Annotated in this window: 17 protein-coding genes; 12 read left to right on the top strand and 5 right to left on the bottom strand. The window is 67.5% G+C overall.

Annotated features, from left to right (window positions below; translation table 11 throughout):
* Window positions 1-22: 22 nt before the first annotated feature.
* The 4 genes from FQU96_RS34715 to FQU96_RS34700 form a co-directional block, all read right to left on the bottom strand.
* Window positions 23-1771, bottom strand: a complete 1749-nt coding sequence (locus tag FQU96_RS34715; protein WP_255468728.1) for a ShlB/FhaC/HecB family hemolysin secretion/activation protein — start codon at window positions 1769-1771, stop codon at window positions 23-25.
* Window positions 1772-1968: 197 nt separating this feature from the next.
* Entirely contained in the window at window positions 1969-2499 is a 531-nt protein-coding gene (locus tag FQU96_RS34710) for a cysteine hydrolase family protein (protein ID WP_146545991.1), read from the bottom strand.
* An 89-nt stretch (window positions 2500-2588) separates the two neighbouring features.
* Window positions 2589-3188 carry a nitroreductase family protein gene (locus FQU96_RS34705; RefSeq protein WP_146545990.1) on the bottom strand — a complete coding sequence of 200 codons (600 nt, stop codon included), beginning with the start codon at window positions 3186-3188 and terminating at the stop codon, window positions 2589-2591.
* A gap of 49 nt (window positions 3189-3237) precedes the next feature.
* Window positions 3238-3786, bottom strand: a complete 549-nt coding sequence (locus FQU96_RS34700) for a TetR/AcrR family transcriptional regulator (RefSeq protein WP_255468726.1) — start codon at window positions 3784-3786, stop codon at window positions 3238-3240.
* A 176-nt stretch (window positions 3787-3962) separates the two neighbouring features.
* Here FQU96_RS34700 and FQU96_RS34695 point away from each other — a divergent pair, with 176 nt between their 5' ends.
* Genes FQU96_RS34695 through FQU96_RS34685 form a run of 3 tightly spaced genes read left to right on the top strand, consistent with a single transcriptional unit; the run spans window position 3963 to window position 8523 of the window.
* Entirely contained in the window at window positions 3963-4184 is a 222-nt protein-coding gene (locus FQU96_RS34695; RefSeq protein ID WP_146545989.1) for a hypothetical protein, read from the top strand.
* The gene (locus tag FQU96_RS34690; protein WP_146545988.1) at window positions 4181-7357 is read left to right on the top strand and encodes an efflux RND transporter permease subunit; all 3177 of its coding nucleotides are present in this window, start codon (window positions 4181-4183) and stop codon (window positions 7355-7357) included. Before FQU96_RS34695 ends, FQU96_RS34690 begins: the two co-directional genes overlap by 4 nt.
* Window positions 7358-7368: 11 nt before the next feature.
* Window positions 7369-8523, top strand: coding sequence for an efflux RND transporter periplasmic adaptor subunit (locus FQU96_RS34685; protein WP_146545987.1), 1155 nt, complete (start codon window positions 7369-7371; stop codon window positions 8521-8523).
* Window positions 8524-8545: 22 nt separating this feature from the next.
* On the opposite strand, the gene murA is transcribed toward FQU96_RS34685, so the two are convergent.
* A complete protein-coding gene (gene murA, locus FQU96_RS34680) occupies window positions 8546-9871 on the bottom strand; it encodes a UDP-N-acetylglucosamine 1-carboxyvinyltransferase (RefSeq protein ID WP_146545986.1) in 1326 nt (441 codons plus the stop codon).
* A 59-nt stretch (window positions 9872-9930) separates the two neighbouring features.
* Between murA and FQU96_RS34675 the strand changes: the two genes are divergently transcribed.
* The 9 genes from FQU96_RS34675 to FQU96_RS34635 all read left to right on the top strand — a co-directional run bounded on the left by FQU96_RS34675 (window position 9931) and on the right by FQU96_RS34635 (window position 20547).
* Window positions 9931-11118: a glycosyltransferase family 4 protein gene (locus tag FQU96_RS34675; protein ID WP_146545985.1), complete on the top strand. Its 1188-nt coding sequence runs from the start codon at window positions 9931-9933 to the stop codon at window positions 11116-11118.
* A complete protein-coding gene (locus FQU96_RS34670; RefSeq protein WP_146545984.1) occupies window positions 11115-11732 on the top strand; it encodes a histidine phosphatase family protein in 618 nt (205 codons plus the stop codon). The genes FQU96_RS34675 and FQU96_RS34670 overlap by 4 nt, the downstream gene beginning before the upstream one ends.
* On the top strand, window positions 11729-12895 hold the full coding sequence (locus FQU96_RS34665) for a glycosyltransferase family protein (protein ID WP_146545983.1): 1167 nt from the start codon (window positions 11729-11731) through the stop codon (window positions 12893-12895). Before FQU96_RS34670 ends, FQU96_RS34665 begins: the two co-directional genes overlap by 4 nt.
* Window positions 12896-12947: 52 nt before the next feature.
* Window positions 12948-13721 carry a polysaccharide deacetylase family protein gene (locus FQU96_RS34660; RefSeq protein ID WP_146545982.1) on the top strand — a complete coding sequence of 258 codons (774 nt, stop codon included), beginning with the start codon at window positions 12948-12950 and terminating at the stop codon, window positions 13719-13721.
* A 46-nt stretch (window positions 13722-13767) separates the two neighbouring features.
* Complete coding sequence (locus FQU96_RS34655) at window positions 13768-14271, top strand: hypothetical protein (protein WP_146545981.1); 504 nt, start codon at window positions 13768-13770, stop codon at window positions 14269-14271.
* Entirely contained in the window at window positions 14268-16271 is a 2004-nt protein-coding gene (locus FQU96_RS34650) for an ABC transporter ATP-binding protein (RefSeq protein WP_146545980.1), read from the top strand. The genes FQU96_RS34655 and FQU96_RS34650 overlap by 4 nt, the downstream gene beginning before the upstream one ends.
* The gene (locus FQU96_RS34645) at window positions 16268-18292 is read left to right on the top strand and encodes an ABC transporter substrate-binding protein (protein ID WP_146545979.1); all 2025 of its coding nucleotides are present in this window, start codon (window positions 16268-16270) and stop codon (window positions 18290-18292) included. Before FQU96_RS34650 ends, FQU96_RS34645 begins: the two co-directional genes overlap by 4 nt.
* Window positions 18293-18353: 61 nt before the next feature.
* The gene (locus tag FQU96_RS34640) at window positions 18354-19352 is read left to right on the top strand and encodes an ABC transporter permease (protein WP_146545978.1); all 999 of its coding nucleotides are present in this window, start codon (window positions 18354-18356) and stop codon (window positions 19350-19352) included.
* Window position 19353: 1 nt separating this feature from the next.
* Window positions 19354-20547 (top strand): ABC transporter permease, encoded by a 1194-nt coding sequence (locus FQU96_RS34635; protein ID WP_146545977.1) that lies wholly within the window; start codon window positions 19354-19356, stop codon window positions 20545-20547.
* Window position 20548 lies beyond the last annotated feature (1 nt).

Here is a 20548-nt window from a genome sequence, read left to right as displayed (position 1 = left end):
GTTTCATGTCCCACCAGGCCCTTCAGAACTGGATGATCGCGGAGAAAACGATGCGATCCTCGGTCGGCGCGCGATCGTTGCGATGCTGGCGGCCCCATTCGAGGGTGAAGCTCATATTGCTCACCCCGAACGAGCCGTCGGCGGGAATGCCGCCCAGCTTCAGCCCAAGACCATAGGAAGCGCCGCGGGTCGTCGCCCGCTCCAGCGCTGTCGGCCGCTCGAGGCGCACCGCGCCGTAGGCACCGAAGACGTAGGGTGTGATCCCGATCGCGCCGGCCGGGATATCGATGCGCCACGGCGAGGAGATCTCGGCCCGCACGACATAGCCCGCATCGCCCTGGAACGTGCCGCTGTCGAACGAGGACAGCGCGCTGAGCGAGGAGAGACCGATCTGCTCGGAGCGCAGCAGCGGCTTGCCGAACGACGTCTGCGCCCGCAGCTTGAGGTCGACGCCCAGATGCTCGACGACCCGCTGGCTGTAGGACAGCGCCACGTCGAGCTTGCTGAAGTCGGCGTCGGCCCCCTGGCGCGACAGCGGCAGCAGCGGCGTTGCATCCTTGGCCGAGCGCGCGCCCAGGCCGTTGATGCCGAATGACGTCGTGACGCGACCGCTGACCTGAGCACCCCACGGCGTCAGCCAGAACACATCGCCGGTGCCGCGCACGATGCGCAGCCGGTCGAGCGACAGGCGCAATGTTGCCGGCTTGATGATGGAGACCCGCTCGTTCTGGGCGTCGAAGGCGAGTTCGCTGTTAACGGTGAGTTCGCGGGTGCGAATCCAGGGATAGCGCAGGCGCGCCGACAGCCGGGTGAATGCCGACGTGAAGCCCAACCCGCCGGCCGGCGGCCGCGGCGTGGCGTGCACGTCGGTGGCCTCAAGGTTGAGCGTCAGGCCATCGACGCCCAGGGGCACCACGAAGCCGCCGGCCAGCGTCCGGTTGAGCGGACGGCTGGCGAAGAAGCCGTGGGAACCGCCCTTGGGGTAGCCCGACGTGCGGAAGTAGATCAGCTCGCCCAGGCCGGCCACCGAGTTGAGTTCGGCGCCGATGCCGATCGACCAGTGCCCCAGCCCCGACGACAACGTGTTGTCGGCAACGATGTGGCCGCTGACGGGACGATGGCGGGCCTCGATCACCAGCACGCTGGAACCGGGTGCGGTTCCCGCCGCCAGGGTCGAGCGCAGGATCGTGCCCGGCACGTCGCTGGCCAGCAGCAGCTTGCGCTCGATCTGACCCAAGGCGACGCCACGCTGGCCGACCAGCGGCGCCAGCAACGCCTCGATGCGCGCGCGCACCATCGGCGGCACATCCTTGGTCTCGATCCGCTCGATGAAGCCGTCGACCACCACCAGGCGCACCGAGGCGCCGTCGACGATGCGTTGCGCCGGCAGCACGACGCGCACCAGGCCATAGCCCGCCTGCGCATAGGCGTTCTCCAGCGCCCGCGCCGCCGCGAAGATCTCGGCCGCCGTCACGACGCGGTTGGTCAGCCCGGATGTGATGGTCGCGGTGGTCGCTGCCAGCGGCGGCAGACCACCGTCGACCTCGACGCCGCGCAGGCGCACGGACAGCTTGTCGGCGCCGGCCGGTACCTCCAGCCCGGGCTTGTCCGGGATGACGATCGCCGGCGGCTCAGCCTGCGGCGGCGGCCGGAAACTGGGCGGCGTGATCTGCGACGCGGTCTGCGCCAGGGACGGACCCGCACCCAGTGCGACAGGCGCGACCAGGATGGCGGATACTAAACCGGCACGTGTGCGCGCACCGACAGCCACGCACCGTACCCTGCCTGTTCTGTGAGAAAACACGCCTACGCCCCCAAGCAGCGAACGGCCAACGTTTCAGGCCTTGCTCAGGGCTGCGTTTGCGCTCTTTTTGCACACCTGTCGTCGCACTGAGCGCAGCCGATACTCCCGCTCAGCGCAAACCGACACCAAAATGGGGTGAAATGGCTCCAAGAATGGCGAGATTGTCAGGGTTCGCTGAATGACACGTCGGCGGTGTCACGCAACGCAACGAAGCCGCTGCCCAGCGTCTGGTTGTGATGATCGATGATCGACTGCGCCGGCAGCACGGCCGAGTCGTAGGTGCTGTGCGCGTCGGCGACCAGCGTGACGCGGTAGCCCAGCGCGACCGCGTGACGGCAGGCCGAGTCGACGCACATCTCGGTCTGCAATCCGGCGACGATCAGGTGATCGATGCCCCGGGCTTGCAGCTGCGCATGAAAGCCCGTGTCGTGGAAAGCGCTGGAATGCCGCTTCTCGATCACGGGCTCGCCCGGCTGCGGCGCCACCGCGGGATGATGCGCGAAGCCCGGTGTTCCCTTGGCGAGGAGATCACCGGGCCCACCGTCGTGCTGCACATGGAAAACGGGCATCGCCGCCGCACGGGCGCGCCGCAGCAGGCCGGCAATGCGGTCGACGATCTCATCGCCGCGATGCAGCGGCGGCCGCACGGTGAACATGCCTTGCTGTACGTCGATCACGACCAGTGCACGCGACATCGGCTGATCCCCATGCTGGGCAGTGAAGTCCGTGCGGTCAGACTATAGGCGGGCCGCTGCAATGCGAAGCGCCCCGCCCATGCCACGGCTCAGGCGTAGACCTTGAAGCGCTCGTTGTCGTCCATGAACGTCTTGTCGGCGAAGGGGCCCTTGTGGACGCCGAAGGGCATTTGAGCGTACAGCTTCCAGGATACCGGCACGTGCCATTCCGTCTGGACCATGTCATCGACCAGCGGCGTGTAGTGCTGCAAGCTGGCGCCAATGCCCCGCTCGGCCAGGGCCGTCCAAACGGCAAACTGCGCCATGCCGCCCGACTGCACCGAAAAGCTCGGAAAAGCATCGGCATAAAGCGGGAACTTCTCTTGTAGCCCCTTCACGACGTTCTGGTCTTCGAAGAAGAGAACCGTGCCGGCACCAGCGGCAAAACTATTCATCTTGGCGTCGGTCGACGCGAAGTTCTCGGCGGGCACTATTTTCCGCAGGATCTCCTTGGTGAGAGACCAAAACTTTTCGCTCTCCTTGCCGAACAGGATCACGGCGCGTGAACTCTGCGAGTTGAACGAGGACGGCGTGTGCTTGATCGCGTCCTGGATCAGCCTGACGATCTCCTGCTGACTGCCGGGCAGCTCTTTGCCCAGGGCATACTGAGTCCGGCGCGTTTTGATGTGCTCGAGAAACGTTTTCGACATGGATGAGCCTTGACTGTGGAGTTGCACTGAAAAACTTCCGATTGTGCTGTCAGGATTTGTCGTGACGCGCGCTGAAGGAGGCGATGACCCCCTCGGCGGCGCTTTTGAAGCGTTCGCTTGACCCCTGGACGCCTTCGCTCTGGCGGCTGATCCGGGCACCTTCGTGCAGCAGCATCAGCGTGTCGGCGGCAAGATCCGGACGGCTCAAGCCTGCCCTCTGACACAGCTCTACGAGATACTCCCGGAACCGCTTCTTGCCGTCCTCGATGATCCGCCGGACCGGATGATCCTCCTCCGCAAGCTCCACGGCGGCATTGGCCATGGCGCATCCGCGCGGCTCCGACACGATCTGGTGGGTTGCGTGTTCGATCCAGGCCCGAAGCTCACCCATCGGGTCGCCGGCATGGCGGGCCGTCAACTGGTCCAGTTCCGCGAAGCCTTCGACCATCGCCTGTTGAACACACTCGGCGATGAGGTCGTCCTTCGTATCGAAGTGGCGATACAGCGTCATCTTGTTGGTGCCGGCCGACTCGGCAATCGTCTCGACACCGACGCCTTTGACGCCGTGGCGATAGAACAGATCGCGCGCCGTCGCCACGATCCGATCCCGCGGCCGCGAGGTGGCCGGAGCGGTCCGCGCTTCGCTCTCTCCTATTTTAGGCGCCATGGCTTGACACAGGTGTGACCGGTCAGTAACTATTCCGATGTGACTGACCGGTAACACCCTGACAAGACCCTGTCAAGCCGCCGGTCAGCCCTCCGAGGAAAAAGCCGATGACATCGCGTTATGCCGGCCAAACCATCGACGGTCTGCTCAACGACCCCATGACCCAGGCCGTGATGCAGGCGGACCATCTCGATCCGGCGACGGTTCGGGCAATGCTGCACAGCATGGCTCAGCGGCTGCGGACCCTGCCGCACGCCACGGCACCGGCGCGCCCTGCCGCGCTTCGCACCAGCGGGATCTTCAGCCGTCGCACGGCCTGCTGGCCGTGATCGACTTCTTCATCGTCCGGCCGATCTTCGTGTCGGCCATCGCGGTCGTCATGGTGCTGGCGGGAGCGATCGCGTACGTGCTGCTGCCCGTCGCGCAGTTTCCCAACGTGACGCCACCGCAAGTGGTCGTCAGCGCCACCTATCCCGGCGCCAGCGCGCAGGTGGTGGCGGACACGGTCACGACGCCACTGGAGCAGCAGATCAACGGCGTCGAGGGCATGACCTACATGTCCTCGGCCAGCTCCAACGACGGCTCCTCGCGCATCACCATCACGTTCGACGTGGGCTATCCGCTGGCGATCGCCGCCGTGGACGTCCAGAACCGCGTCGCCCAGGCCGCCTCGTCGCTGCCCGCGATCGTCAATCAGGCCGGCGTGACGATCAAGAAGCAGAACCCCAACTTCGTCATGATCATCAACCTCACGTCACCGGACGGCTCGGTCGATCCCGTGACGTTGAGCAACTATGCCTACCTGCAGCTGGTCGACCCGCTCAAGCGGCTGACCGGCGTGGGCGACGTGCAGATGTTCGGTGAGCGACGCTACTCGATGCGCATCTGGCTCGATGCCGACAAGCTCGCCAATCTCGGCATCACGGCCATCGACGTCCAGAACGCCATCGCCGAGCAGAACGTGCAGGTCGCGGCCGGCAAGATCGGCCAGTCGCCGGCGCCGGCCGGCACAAGCTTCGAAGTCCAGGTCAATGCCGTCGGCCGGCTGAGCGACCCGGCCGCGTTCGGCGACATCGTCGTGCGCGCCAATCCGGCCGCCGGTTCCGTCGTGCGCCTGCGCGACGTCGCGCGGATCGAACTGGGGGCGCTGCTCTACAACTCCACCGCCTTCCTCGACAAGGACCCCACCGTCATTGTCGCCATTTTCCAGATGCCGGGCTCGAACGCGCTGGAACTGCAGAAGCGGGTCGAGGACAAGATGAAGGCGCTGTCGGCGCGCTTCCCGCAGGGAATCGCCTACAGCATGCGCTACGACACCACGCGTTTCGTTTCCGCCGCCATGGTGGATGTGCTGAAGACCCTGGGCGAGGCGCTGGTGCTGGTCGTGGCCGTCGTTTTCGTCTTCCTGCAGAGCTGGCGCACCACCATCATTCCGGTCATTGCCATCCCGGTATCGCTGATCGCCACGCTGGTGGTCATGCTCGTCCTGGGTTTCTCGCTCAACATGCTGAGCCTGCTGGGCATGGTCCTGGCCATCGGTCTCGTGGTCGACGACGCCATCGTCGTGGTCGAGAACGTCGAACGCCAACTGGAAGCCGGGCATCCGCCGCTGCAAGCGGCGCGACTGGCGATGAAGGAGGTGACGGGGCCCATCATCGCCACCACGGCCGTCCTGATGGCCGTGTTCATTCCCGTGGCTTTCATCCCCGGCGTGGCCGGCCAGCTCTACAACCAGTTCGCGCTGACGGTGGCGATCTCGGTGGGCATCTCGGCTTTCAACTCGCTGACCCTGAGTCCGGCCCTGGCGGCGGCTTATCTGCGCCATCGGCCGCCCACGCGCTTCGCGCCCTTCGTGTGGTTCAACAAGGGATTTCACGGGCTGGCGCACGGCTACGCGGCATCCGTGCGCGGGCTGGTGCGGCTGCGGTGGCTCCTGATGGGCCTGTTCGCGGCGGGACTGGCCGCCACCTACCTGATATCGACCCGCATTCCGACGGCGTTCCTGCCGGTCGAGGACCAGGGCTATTTCTTCGCCATCGTCCAGCTGCCGGATGGCGCGTCGCTGGAGCGTACCGATGCCGTCACCGCGCACGTGCGGGACACGCTTCTGAAGACACCAGGTGTCGACACGGTCATCGCCATCAGCGGCTTCAACTTCCTGACTTTCGCGAACCAGTCGAACTCGGCGGCGCTGTTCGCCATCCTGAAACCCTGGTCCGAACGGGGCGCGGGCCTCGGCGCCACCGACATCGTCAACGCGGTGCGCCCGACGCTGTTCGGCAATCCCGACGCGCTGGTCCTGGCATTCGAACCGCCATCCATCCAGGGGCTGGGCACGACGGGCGGCTTCGAGTTCCAGGTCGAGGATCTGAGCGGGCGCGGGGCGCGTGCCGTGAACGACGCAACGCAAGCCTTGCTGGTGGAAGCCCGCAAGCAGCCCGAGCTCAACCCGCAGACATTGTTCACGACCTTCTCGACGTCGACGCCGCAATACACGTACGACTTCGACCGCAACAAGGCGAAGCTGCTGGGCCTCAACCTGCCGGATGTCTTCAACACATTGCAGATCTATCTCGGCTCGCTCTACGTCAACGACTTCAATCTCTTCGGCCGCACCTTCCGCGTCACGTTGCAGGCCGACAAAGGATCCCGCGCCGACGCCAGCGACCTGACCCGCCTCTATGTGCGCAATCCGACGGGCGGCATGGTGCCCCTCAGTACGCTCGGTACGTTGAAGCCCGTCGTCGGGCCGGAAACCGTGACGCATTACAACAATTACGGAGCGGCCCTGATCAACGGCAACGCGGCGCCGGGATACAGCTCCGGACAGGCCATCCTGGCGATGCAACGCGCCGCGGCGGCCGCCTTGCCGAACGACTTCAGTTTCGAATGGACCGGAATCACGTACCAGGAGATCAAGGCCGGTTCGGTCGCGGGCCTGGTCTTCGGCGTCGCCATCGTCTTCGTGTTCCTGATCCTGGCGATGCAGTACGAAAGCTGGTCCATGCCGTTCATGGTGCTGCTGTCGGTGCCGCTCGCCCTGTTCGGGGCGCTGACCGCGATCTGGCTGCGCGGCATGCAGATGGACGTCTATTCGCAGATCGGCTTCGTGATGCTGATCGGCCTTGCCGCGAAGAACGCGATCCTGATCGTCGAGTTCGCGCGGCGGCGGCGCGAGGATGGGTTGAGCATCATCGACGCCGCCACGGAAGCCGCGCGGCTGCGCCTGCGGCCGATCCTGATGACCGCGTTCGCTTTCATCCTCGGCGTGATCCCGCTGATGCTGGCGACGGGGGCCGGTGCCGCCAGCCGCCAGTCGCTGGGGACGGCGGTGTTCGGCGGCATGCTGGCCGCCACCATCCTCACGCTCGTCTTCGTGCCGGTGTTCTACGCCCTGATCGAACGCTGGCGGGAAGGCCGCCCGGGAGCCGTGCCCCACGCCAAAGAACCCGGCGGACCACCGCCTTCCGGACCACTGCCCCAGCCGGGCACGGCCGACTAGAGGAACCCATCATGCGCCGCTGGCCCTGGACCATTGTTGCCGCAGGCCTTGCCCTGATGGCCATCGCCCTCATCGCCGCCGTCGGCAGCGATCCCGACCGCCTATCCAGCGTGTTCGGCCACACGGCCACCGCCGCGCCACAGGCGGCGGCGCAGAGCATGCCGGTGCCCGTCACAGCCGTGGTCAAGCGTACGATCCCGATCTATCTCGACTACGCGGCACGCACGGACTCGATCCGCAGCATCACCCTGCAGGCCAAGGTGTCCGGTTACATCCTCAGCCAGGACATCGCCGACGGTGCCGACGTCAAGGAGGGCGATCTTCTCTACCGCATCGATCCGCGCGATTACCGGGCTGCGCTCGACCAGGTCAAGGCGCAGCTGCAGCGCGACATGGCCACCCTGGAGTACACCCGGGGCAGCCTGGAGCGGAACAGCGAGCTGATCAAGACAGGCGCGCTCTCCAAGGACACGTATGCGCAGAGCCTCAGTGCCGCCAAGCAGGCGGAAGCGGCCATCGTTGCCGACCGCGCCGCCATCCAGGCGGCGGAAATCAATCTCGCCTACACCGACATCAGGGCGCCCTTCCCCGGCCGCCTCGGCCGCAACCAGGCGCCGATCGGCACCCTGGTGAATGTCGGCGGCGCGGCGCTCAACACCCTGGTGCAGATCAGCCCCATCTACGTCACGTTCACGCCCAGCGAAGGCGATCTCACGCTGATTCGCCGCGCCGCCGACGCCGGACCCATCACGGTGGAGGTCACCGTACCCGGCGACCCGGGTCCGGCGCGGACGGGAACGGTCACGTTCATCGACAACACGGTCGATCGCGCGACGGGCACCATCACGGCGCGCGCCACCATCGCCAACGCCGATCGCTCGCTGTTGCCGGGCCAGTACGTCAACATCCGCGTGCTGGTCGGCGAGAAGCCCGACACGCTCTTGATTCCGCAGGCGCTGCTGGGGTCGAGCCAGCTCGGCAAGTTTGTCTACGTCATCGATCAGGGCAAGGTTGCCATGCGCATGGTCGAGCTGGGACCGACGCAAGGCCCGCTCGTGTCGGTGATCAAGGGGATCAAGGACAGCGACCAGATCATCAGCGGCAACCTGCAGAAGATCGGACCCGGCATGCCGGTGACGGCGCAGCCACCGAAAGCCGGCAGCTGAGGCAGGGCCGCGATCGCCGGCATCACACCCGGGCCACCGCCGCGCCGCACGCCGCGAGCTTCTCCGCGATACGGTCATAGCCGCGATCGAGGTGATCGAGGCCTTCGAGCACCGTCTCACCGTGGGCGCCCAGCGCGGCGATCACCAGCGCCGCGGCGGCCCGGACGTCGGTGCAGGTGACGGCGGCGCCGTTCAACGCGGCGGCGCCGCGGACCCAGGCGGTCCGGCCGCGCACGGTGATGTCGGCGCCCATCTTGCGCAGCTCGTCGACGTGGCGGAAACGTTGCTCGAAGATGGTTTCGGTGATCGCGCTGGCACCGCCGGCCCGCGCCAGCAACGCCATCACCGGCGCCTGCAGATCGGTGGCAAAGCCGGGATAGGGTTGCGTCACAAAATCGGTGCCGGCGAGGCCGTCGGGCGATCGGCGCGCCACGACACCGCCGTCGACCGGCTCCAGGACGACGCCCGCCGCCGCCAGCACGGGCCCGGCGGCGCCGAGCAGATCCGCCTGCGCATGCCGTAGCAGAACGGCGCCATCGGTGATCGCCGCCGCGCAGGCCAGCGTGCCCATCTCGATGCGATCCGGCATGACGGTATGCACGGCGCCGGTCAGCGGCGCACCGCCCTCGATGACGAGCGTGTGGCTATCGAGGCCGGTGATCGTGACGCCCATGGCCGCGAGACAACGTGCGAGGTCGGCGATCTCCGGCTCGCGTGCGGCGTTGCGGATCACCGTCGTACCGCGCGCACACACGGCCGCCAGCATCAGGTTCTCGGTGGCGCCGACCGATGGCAGCGACAGGCGGATATCGGCACCCTTCAGGCCCGCCGGTGCCCGCGCGTGGATCATGCCGCCGGCGAGATCGATGTGGGCACCCATGGCGCGCAGACCGGCGACGTGGAAGTCGATCCCGCGCAGACCGATGGCATCGCCGCCGGGCATCGGCAGGCGCGCCTCGCCGCTGCGCGCCAGCAATGCCCCCAGCAACAGGACCGACGCGCGCATGCGCGCCACCAGGTCCGTCTCGATCCGGCCGGGCTGGATGCGGTCGGCGCAGATCGTGACGCTGAGCCCTTCGTCCGTGGTCGACCAGCGCAGGTCGGCGCCCAGCCGTTGCAGGAGCGCGGCCAGCACCGCGACATCGAGGCTGGCCGGCACGTTATGCAACGTCACCAGATGCGGCGTCAGGACGGACGAAACCATCAAGGGCAGCACGGCATTCTTGGCGCCGCTGATCGGGTAGGTGCCGGCCAGGGGCCGCCCGCCGCGGATCACGAGCGCCCGTCCGGCCTGCGGTTGCCACCAGGGCGCTGCCGATTGCAGGGACAGTGCGGCCAGATCGGTCATGGCGGTTCCTCTTTCGTACGTGCACTGACTTTCATACTCTTGTACGCGAATAAACAGCCATGCCGATGTTACGCTTCGCCTTCCACACGCCGCTCAAGCCGCTCCATCACCCGACGCCGTCGGGCGACCGGGCCATGGCGCGCGCGCTGGTGGCACTGCTGGAACGGCTGGGCCACACGGTGCAGGCGGTGGATCGCCATGATGCGGACGCCGCACGGGTGGCGATGACGGCCGAGTCACTGCCGGCGGTACAGGCTGCCGGGCGCGCGCGGGCGGCGGCGCTGATCGAGCGCTGGTCGCGGCTGGCGCCCGACGATCCGGACCGCCCCACCGGCTGGTTCACCTACCATGTCTGGTACAAGCGCCCCGACTGGCTGGGGCCTGAGGTGGCCCGCGCGCTGGGGATCCCCTACATCATCGCCGAGGCGTCCTATGCGCCCAAGCGCGCCGGCGGCCCGTGGGACCTCGGCCATCGCGCCACGGCGGCGGCGGTGCGCGCCGCCGATCTGGTCCTGACGCTCAACCCCGACGATGCCGCCTGCCTCGCGCCGCTGCTGGCCTCGCCCCAGGCGATGACCATCGTGCCGCCGTTCCTCGACGCCGAGCCCTGGCACCGCGCCGCCACGGACCGCGCGGCGCCTCGGGCGTCCCTGCGCCAGCGCTTCGGCTGGCCGGCGCAGACGCCCGTGCTGCTGGCCGTCGCCATGATGCGACCGCCCGACAAGGTGGCGTCGTACGGCGTGCTGGCCGCGGCGATGCGCCGGCTGATGGATTGCGACTGGCGTTTGCTGCTGGTGGGGGACGGCGCGGCGCGGGCCGCCGTGGCGGCACTGTTCGCCCCGTTGGGCCCGCGGGTTGCCTTTGCCGGCGCCCAGGCCGCGGACGCACTGCCCGCCCTGTATGCCGGCGCCGATCTCTATGTCTGGCCGGCCATGAACGAGGCCTATGGCATCAGCCTGCTGGAGGCCCAGGCGGCCGGCTTGCCGGTGATCGCCGGACGAACGCGCGGCGTGCCGGCCGTGGTCGCCGACGGCGACACCGGGTTGCTGACCGCGCTGGGCGAGGCCGATGCGTTTGCCGATGGCGTGCGCCGGCTGCTGGACGATCCGGCGCAGCGCGCCATGATGGGCGCCGCTGCGATGGCCCGCATCGCGCGCGACCATGATCTCGCAGCGGCGGCGCGAACCATCGGCGGTGCCATCGATGCGATGCAGGCCCGCCGGGCTGCCGGGAGCACAAACGCATGACCATCGTCGCCTTCCTGCGCCATGGGCCGACGGCGTGGAACGAGAGCAAGCGCCTGCAGGGCATGACCGACGTGCCGTTGTCGGATGCCGGGCGGGCGCAGGTGTCGACGTGGACCGTGCCGCCCGACATGGTGTCGTGGCGCTGGCAGTGCAGCCCATTGGCGCGGGCGCGTGAGACCGCGCGGTTGCTGCGCGCGGGCCGCGATGCCGACCCCGAACCGGCGCTGCGCGAGATGAGCTTCGGTACCTGGGAGGGCTATCGGCTGGCCGACCTGCGCCGCGAATTCGGCGCCGAGATGGAAGGCAACGAGGCGCGCGGTGTCGACCTGGTACCGCCGGGCGGCGAGAGCCCGCGCCAGGTGATGGAGCGGCTGCAGCCGTGGCTGGCGTCGGTGGCACGGGAGGGGCGCAGCACCGTGGCGGTCACGCACAAAGGCGTCATCCGCGTCGTTCTCGCCATGGCCACGGGATGGGATATGAAGGGCCGGCAACCTTTGAAGCTGGACTGGCAATCGATGCACCTCTTCCGCGCCCAGGATGACGGCTCCGTCGTAACGGAACGGCTGAACGTGCCGCTTGTCCTCCCCGGCGACGCCGGGAGGACGTATCCATGACCGGCCGCATTCTGTTCCATGTGCAGCACCTGCTTGGCATCGGACATCTGCGCCGTGCTGCCACCCTGGCGCGCCACTTCGTGGCAGCGGGGCACGACACGGTCCTGACGTCGGGCGGCATGCCGGTGCCCGGGCTCGATATCGGCGGCGCGCGGCTGGTACAGCTGCCGCCGGTCCGCGCAACGGACAAACGGTTCAAGGTGCTGGTCGACAGCAACGACGTGCGGATCGACGACGCGTTCAAACAGCGCCGACTGACGATGCTGCTGGAGACGCTGCGGCAGCATCAGCCCGACCTGGTGATCACCGAGCTGTTTCCGTTCGGCCGCCGCCAGCTGCGCTTCGAACTGGTGCCCCTGGTCGAGGCAGCGCGGGCGCTGCCGCGGCGGCCGCTGGTGGTGTCGTCGGTCCGCGACATCCTGGTGCGCTCGCCCAAGCCGGAGCGGGTCGACGAGATGGTCGACCTGTTCGAACGCCACTTCGATGTCGTCATGGTGCATGGCGACCCGGCTTTCATACCGTTCGCCAGCACCTTCCCGCGCTGGCGCGACATCGAGGATCGCACGGTCCATACCGGCTATGTCATCGACGGCTTGCCGGCACCCGAGGCCTCGACGCAGATCGGCCGCGACGAGGTACTGGTGTCGGCCGGCGGTGGTGCCGTCGGCGCATCGCTGCTGCAGACCGCACTTGCCGCGCGGCCGCTCAGCCGGCTGCGCGAGCGGCGCTGGCGTTTCCTGTGCGGCCCGGCGATGCCCGCGCCCGATGTCGCGGCACTGCGGACCGCGGCCCAGGCGGCCGGTGACGGCGTGATCATCGAACCCGCCCGGCGCGATTTCACCACCTTGCTGCGCAACGGCACCTTGTCGATCTCGCAGGGCGGCTACAACACCATGATCGAAACCCTGTCGGTGGCGGATCGGGCCGTGATCGTGCCTTATGCCGGCGGGCTGGAGACCGAGCAGGAGCTGCGGGCGGAACTTCTCGCCGAGCGCGGCGTCTTCCAGATGGTTCCCGAGGCCACATTGTCGCCGGCCGCGCTGGCCACCGCCATCGACAACGCCATGGACAGCCCCTCCATCCGCACGTTCCCGCGCATCGACGCCAACGGCATCGACAAGACGCTGGCGCTGGTGGCGCAGTGGCTGAAGGAGAAGCGATGATAGGGACTGCGCCGCCGACACTTCGCCCCGCGAGAGCGGGAAGCGTGCCCCGATGACTGTCTGGGCACTCCTCGACGACGAGCTGGCGCACTGGGCCGACAGCGGGCGCACGGCCACGCTGTGGTGGCGCGACGACGATGCAGTTGCGGCGACGGCGGCGCTGGATCGTCTGCTGGCGATGCGCGCCGCCTACGATCTGGGCCTGGCGCTAGCCGTCGTCCCGGCGACCATGGACGCCTCGCTGGCGGCGCGCCTGCAGGACGAGCCGGCATCGGTCGCCGTCCTGCAGCACGGCTACGCCCACCAGAACCATGCCGCTGCCGGCGAAAAGAGCGTCGAGCTGGGCCCGCACCGGCCGGCGCCGGTCGTGATCGGCGAACTGGGCACCGGCCTGATGGCGCTGTCACAAACTTTCGGCGCGCGCTTCCTGCCGGTCATGGTGCCGCCGTGGAACCGCATCGCGCCGGCTCTGGTTCCGGTGCTGCCGGAGATCGGCTTTCGGGCCCTGTCGACCTATACCGCGAGAACACGTGTAGAACCCGTGCGCGGCCTGCTGCAGGTCAACACGCATGTCGGCCCGATCGGCTGGCGCCCCCGCCGGGGCTTCCTGGGCGACGAACAGATCATCACGACGCTGGTCGACGCGTTGCGCGCCCGGCGCGACGCAGCGGCGACGTCGCCGGTTGCCGACGAGCCCACCGGGATGCTGACCCACCACCTGGTGCATGACGAGGACATCTGGACATTTCTCGATCGGCTCTGGAACCGATTGCGAGCCCATCCGGCAGTCCGCATAGTGCAGCCTGCAGCGATTTTCGGGTCCTGATGATGGTTTTTCGCCTTATTTCATTTTGCCTGGCACCGCTTCGCTCATGAGCATGACACTGCGTTATGCCCGTCCGGCGCTGTATGCCGACTATGCGCGCGCCGCCGTCGGTGTCGCGGTCTGCTTCCTGCCGATGTTGTTCGTGGCCCGCAATACTGTCACACTGATTTTAGCTGCGCTCGGTGTGCTGTTCCTGTTGTTCGGTGCCCGGACCGCTCTTCGGCATGCGACGGAGATCGTGGCCGACGAATCGGGTGTTGCGGCGCAGGGGCCGTTCGGCGGCAGGATCGCGTGGGACAGGCTTGAGCGGCTCAAGCTCGCCTACTATGCGACCCGCCGCGACCGGAAGGGAGGGTGGATGCACATGACGTTGGCGGGCGAGGGCCGGACCTTGCGGCTCGATTCGTCCCTCGACGGCTTCACCGATGTCGTGCGCATGGCCGCCCGGGCCGGCGTTGCCAACCACCTCGAGATCAGCGACGCGACCCGGGCCAATTTCGCCGCGCTGGATATCGCCATTCCCGCCGCCGCGGCGGAGACGACGGCATGAGCGCGCTGCTGCGGGTCGAGAACCTCAAGGTCTATTTCCGTGTGCACGACGGCATCCTGAAGGCCGTCGACGGCGTCGACTTCACCATCAAGCCGGGCGGCACCGTCGCCCTGGTGGGCGAGTCCGGCTCCGGCAAATCGGTGTGCAGCCAGGCCATCATGGGGCTGTTGCCCAAGGCGGCCAAGATCACCGGCGGCTCGATCCTGTTCCGCGACTCCGGCGGCAACGGCCCGATCGACATCGCCAAGCTCGATCGCAACGGCCCGGAGATGCGGCGCATCCGCGGCGGCCGCATTTCCATCATCTTCCAGGAGCCGATGACCTCGCTGTCGGCCCTGCACACGGTCGGCGACCAGATCGGCGAGGCCGTACAGCTGCACGGCACCCAGCTGTCCGACATGCGCACCATCGGCGACCAGGTGGAGGCGATGGCCGAGCAACGGCCGACGGCGGCAGGCAAGAAACTCGACCGCAAGCAGGCGCTGGAGGTCACCGAGCAGATGCTGCGCATGGTCGGCTTCCCCGACCCCAAGCGCGCGCTGCGCACGTTTCCGTTCGAGCTGTCGGGTGGCCTGCGGCAACGCGCCATGATCGCCATGGCGCTGGTGTGCAAGCCGGCGCTGCTGATCGCCGATGAGCCGACGACGGCGCTGGATGTCACCATCCAGGCACAGATCCTGAAACTGATGAAGGATCTGCAGGCCGAGCTCGGCATGGCCATGCTGATGATCACGCACGACCTGGGCGTGGTCGCCAACGTCGCCGAGGAAGTCGTGGTGATGTATCGCGGCCGCGTGGTCGAGAGCGGCGGCATCGCCGACATCTTCCGCCAGGCCGAGCATCCCTACCTGAAGGCGCTGCTCAATGCCGTGCCGCGTTTCGGCATGGCCGACGACGAACGGCTGGTGCCGATCCGCGAGATCAAGCCGGCGACCGGCCATCTGCTGGCCGAGAAGAAGCCCGTCGCGCCAACCGGCGGTTATGACCCGGCCGCACCCGTGCTGTCGGTGCGCCACCTGCACAAGACCTACGCCATCAAGAAGGCCGATACGCTGTTCGAAGCGTTGTGGGGCGCCGGCCGCACGCGCACGGTGCACGCCGTCAACGACGTCAGCTTCGACGTGCGGCGCGGCGAGTGCCTGGGCCTGGTCGGCGAAAGCGGCTGCGGCAAAACCACGCTGAGCAAGATCTTGATGCGCGCCATCACCGCCGACCAGGCGATGTCGGATCAGGGCGGCGGCGTCGTGTACGACGACTGGGGCCGCAAGATCGACGTGCTGGCGCTGCGCAACCACCAGCTGATCGAATTCCGCCGCAAGCTGCAGTTCATCTTCCAGGATCCGTTCAGCTCGCTCAATCCGCGCATGACCGTGTTCGACATCATCAGCGAGCCGCTGGTGATCCACCGCGTCGGCGATGCGGCGCACCGGCGCGAGATGGTCGGCGAGCTGATGGAACTGGTCGGACTCGACCGGCGGCATCTCAACCGCTATCCGCATTCCTTCTCCGGCGGCCAGCGCCAGCGCCTGGGCATTGCGCGCGCGCTGGCGCTGCGACCCGACATGGTGATCTGCGACGAGCCGGTGTCGGCGCTCGACGTCTCGATCCAGGCCCAGATCCTCAACCTGCTGCGCGACCTGCAGGACCGGCTCGGCCTCACCTACCTGTTCATCTCCCACAACCTGGCGGTCGTCGACTACATCGCCGACCGCATCGCGGTGATGTGCGCCGGCCGGCTGGTCGAGCTGGCGCCCGGCAACGAGCTGTTCCGCAATCCCGTGCACCCCTACACGCGCGCGCTGGTCACCGCCGTGCCCGAGCCCGATCCGTCGAAGAAGCTCGACCTCAGCGCCTTGATGGAAGGCAAGGCGTCGATTCCCGCCGAGTGGCCGGTCCCGTTCCGCGACGACGGCAGCGCGCCGCTCGACTGGCTCGACCTCGGCAACGGTCACTTCGTGCGCGCCGCACCGAGCCTGCTGGGCGCGGAGAAGGCGGCATGACGGCGTGGCGTTCCCCGCCGGCGCGCCGATTGCAGCGCCTGGTCGTGGCGGTTGCCGTCGGCCTGGCGCCGTGCGCACCCGCGGCGCTGGCTGACGATGCGTGCCCGGCGATCCGGGACGTGGCCGACAGCGCCGCCCGCGTTCCCACGCTGCAGGAGACGCCGCTGCTGGCCGAGCGCGTCAGCGCCGGCAAGCTCCCCCCGATCGCCGAGCGCCTGCCGCGCGAGCCGCTGGTGGTCGACCGCTTCGCCGGCGCGGACGGCCCTGGTCGATCCGGCGGCGAGCTGGTCACCCTGATGGCCATCGCGCGCGAAGTCCGCATGATGGTGGTCTACGGCTACGCCCGCCTGGTCGTGTTCGACGACCGGCGCCACCTGCACCCCGACCTGCTGCAGGACGTCGACGTCCAGGACGGCCGGATCTTCACGCTGAAGCTGCGCGCGGGCCACAAATGGTCCGACGGTGCGCCGTTCACCACGGAAGATTTCCGCTACTTCTGGGAGGACGTGGCCAACAACGCCGAGCTGAGCCCGACCGGCCCGCCGCTCGAAATGCTGGTCGACGGCAAGCCGCCCAAGATCGAGATCATCGATGCAACGACGATCCGCTACAGCTGGGATAGGCCCAACCCCTATTTCCTGCCGGCGCAGGCGCGGCCGGCACCGCTGTTCATCTTCCGGCCAGCGCACTACCTGAAACAGTTCCATGCCAAGTATGCCGAGCCAGCCGATCTCAAGAAGAAGATCGATGCCCTGCGCCAGCGCAACTGGGCCTCGCTGCACAATCGCATGGATGACATGTACCGCAACGAGAACCCCGACCTGCCCTCGCTGCATCCGTGGATCGTCGAAACGCGGCCGCCGTATCAGCACCGCATCACGTTCGTGCGCAACCCCTACTATCACCGCGTCGATGTTCGCGGCACGCAGTTGCCCTACATCGACCGCGTCCATATGAACCTGGTGTCGCCCAGCCTCATCCCGCTGAAGGCCGGATCAGGCGAAAGCGACCTGCAGGCCCGCTACCTGCGCTTCGACAACTACACGTTCCTGCGCCAGGGCGCCAAGCAGTTCGGCTTCGAGGTGCGGCTGTGGGAGACCGGCCTGGGTGCCCACCTCGCACTCTATCCCAACCTCAACTACGCCGAGCCGGTGTGGCAGGCGGTGCTGCGCGAGCCCAATGTGCGCCGCGCGCTGTCGATGGCCATCGACCGCGAGGAGATCAACGAGATCCTCTATGTCGGCATGGCGACACCGTCGAACAACACGGTGCGCCCGGAGTCGCCGCTGTACAAGAGCGAGTACCGCAGCAAGTACACCCAGCTCGACTACAAGGAAGCCAACCGTGTCCTCGACAAGGTGCGCTTCACCATGCCCGACGGCAAGGAAGGCGGCCTCAACAAGCGCAACGGACGCGGCGTACGCCTGCTGCCCGACGGCCGGCCGATGATCATCGTGCTGGAGACGGCTGGCGAAAGCACCGAGGAAACCGACGTGCTGCGCCTGGTGGCCGACAGCTGGAAGAAGATCGGCGTCGAGCTGGTGACCCGGCCGCAGACCCGCGAGATCCTGCGTGGGCGAATCTATAGCGGCGAGACGATGATGACGATCTGGAGTGGGCTGGAGAACAGCCTGCCCGACGCGCGCTCCAATCCGTCGGAACTGGCGTGCCTGTCGCAAGCGGTGCTGTGGTGCCCCAAGTTCGGCCAGTACCGCGAGACCGGCGGCAAGTCGGGTGAGTCGATTCCGGCCAGCCTCGCCATGGTGAAGGAACTGAGCGAGCTTGCCGAAAAATGGAGCCGCACGGCCGACTGTCGCGAGCAGGAGCGCATCTGGCACCGCATGCTGCAGATCCACGCCGACTTCCAGTACACGATCGGCGTCGTCACCGGCGTCAAGCAGCCGGTCGTGGTGGCATCCAAGCTCAAGAACGTGCCGCGGGAGGCGGTCTACAGCTGGGAGCCTTACGCGTTTTTTGGCGCCTACCGGCCCGACAGCTTTTGGCTGGAGGAGAAGAAGTGACAGTGCCGGCAGCCTCGATCGTCCGTGACGGCGCAGCCCGCGCGCCGCGGGAGCAGCGATAGTGCTGCGCTACGTCGCCAAGCGATTCCTGATCATGGTGCCCACCCTGGTCATCATCAGCTTTCTGGTGTTCTTCATCATCACGTTGCCGCCCGGCAACTGCGTGACGGCGCAGATCGACGAGATCCTCTCCAGCGGCGGCTCCAACGCCATGGAGAAGGTGAAACAGCTCGAGCAGCTCTACGACCTCGACAAGTCGTGGTGGCAGCGCTACGCGATCTGGGCCAGCGGCGCGCTGACCTGGGATTTCGGCCTGTCGTGCCAGGACAACCAGCCGGTATCGCAGCTGATCGGCGAGCGCATCGCGCTCACCATGGTGATGGAAATCTCGACCATCATCTTCATCTGGGTGGTCTCGTTCATCATCGGCGTCTACGCCGCCACCCATCAATACCGGCCGGGCGACTACATCGCCTCCTTCATCGGCTTCATTGGCCTCGCGACGCCCAATTTCCTGCTGGCGCTGGTGCTGCTCTATGTCGGCAAGCGCTATTTCGGCGTCTCGGTCGGCGGCCTGATGGACCCGCAATACATCGACCAGCCGTGGAGCTGGGAGAAGGTGCGCTCCGTGCTGGAGCACCTGATCATCCCGGTGGTCGTGATCGGCACCGCCGGCACCGCCGGCATGATCCGCCGCCTGCGCGCCAACCTGCTGGACGAACTGCAGAAGCAGTATGTCACGACCGGCCGGGCCAAGGGCCTGCCGCCGATGAAGCTGCTGATCAAGTATCCGCTGCGCCACGCGCTCAATCCGTTCGTCTCCGACATCGGTCACATCCTGCCCGAGGTGATCTCGGGCTCGGTGATCGTCTCGGTCGTCCTGTCGCTGCCGACGACCGGCCCGATGCTGCTGAATGCGCTCAAGACACAGGACACCAACCTGGCGGCCACGTTCCTGCTGTTCGTCGCGGTGCTGACCGTCATCGGCACCTTGATCTCCGACCTGCTGCTGGCGGTGCTCGATCCACGCATCCGCCTGCAGGGCGGGCGGGAGAAGTAACATGGACGACGCGAGACAGGTCCCGCGCGCCAACGCGGACGCCACCACGCCGCCGCCCCACTTCGTCTCGAAGGAGCCGTGGGATCCGTACGTCGCCGAGAAGCTGACGGCGGAACAGGAACGCTTCTACATGGCCGGCCAGTGGAAGCTGATGTGGTGGCGCCTGCGCCGCCACAAGCCGGCGGTGATTTGCGGCGGCTTCCTGCTGTTCATGTACCTGACGACGCTGATCAGCGAGATCATCGCGCCCTACGATCAGCACACCCGCCACATCAAGCACATCTTCGCGCCGCCGCAGGGCATCCACCTGTTCCACGAGGGCAGCTTCGTCGGGCCGTTCACCTACGGCTACAGGATGGCGCGCGATCCCGACACCCTGCAGCGCGTCTACACACCCGACAAGAGCCAGATCAACCCGATCCGCTTCCTCTGCCTGGGCGAAACCTACGAGTTCTGGGGCCTGTTCGAGGGCAGCTTCCATCTGGTGTGCCCGGGCCAGAACGGCACGCTGTTCCTGCTGGGGACCGACCGGCTGGGGCGGGACATGTTCTCGCGCATCGTCTACGCGGCGCGCATCTCGCTCACGGTCGGCCTGTTCGGCATCGCACTCAGCTTCGTGCTGGGCCTGGTGATCGGCGGTATCGCCGGCTACTATGGCGGCTGGATCGACAACGTCATCCAGCGCGCCATCGAGATCATCAAGAGCTTCCCGCATCTGCCGTTGTGGCTCGCCCTGTCGGCGGCGCTGCCGGTGACATGGTCGCCCCTGCTGATCTATTTCGGCATCACCATCATCCTCGCCCTGCTCGACTGGCCCGGCCTGGCGCGCGCCGTGCGCTCCAAGCTGCTGTCGCTGCGCGAGGAGGACTTCGCCACGGCGGCGGCGCTGATGGGCGCCTCGCCGCAGCGCATCATCGGGCGCCACCTGATCCCGAGCTTCATGAGCCACCTGATCGCGTCGGCGACACTGTCGATCCCGTCGATGATCCTGGCCGAGACGGCGCTCTCGTTCCTCGGCCTGGGCCTGCGGCCGCCGATCACGTCGTGGGGCGTGTTGCTGAACGAGGCCACCGACATCAATGTCGTTGCCGTCAACTGGTGGCTGATCCTGCCGGTCATCCCGGTGATCTTGGTGATCCTGTCGTTCCAGTTCTTCGGCGACGGCCTGCGCGACGCCGCCGATCCCTATCACTGAG

The sequence above is a fragment of the Reyranella sp. CPCC 100927 genome, from assembly GCF_007859315.1.
Classification (GTDB): Bacteria; Pseudomonadota; Alphaproteobacteria; order Reyranellales; family Reyranellaceae; genus Vineibacter.
The sequence above is the reverse complement of the archived record's forward strand: the minus strand, read 5'-3'. Positions and strand labels throughout refer to the sequence as shown.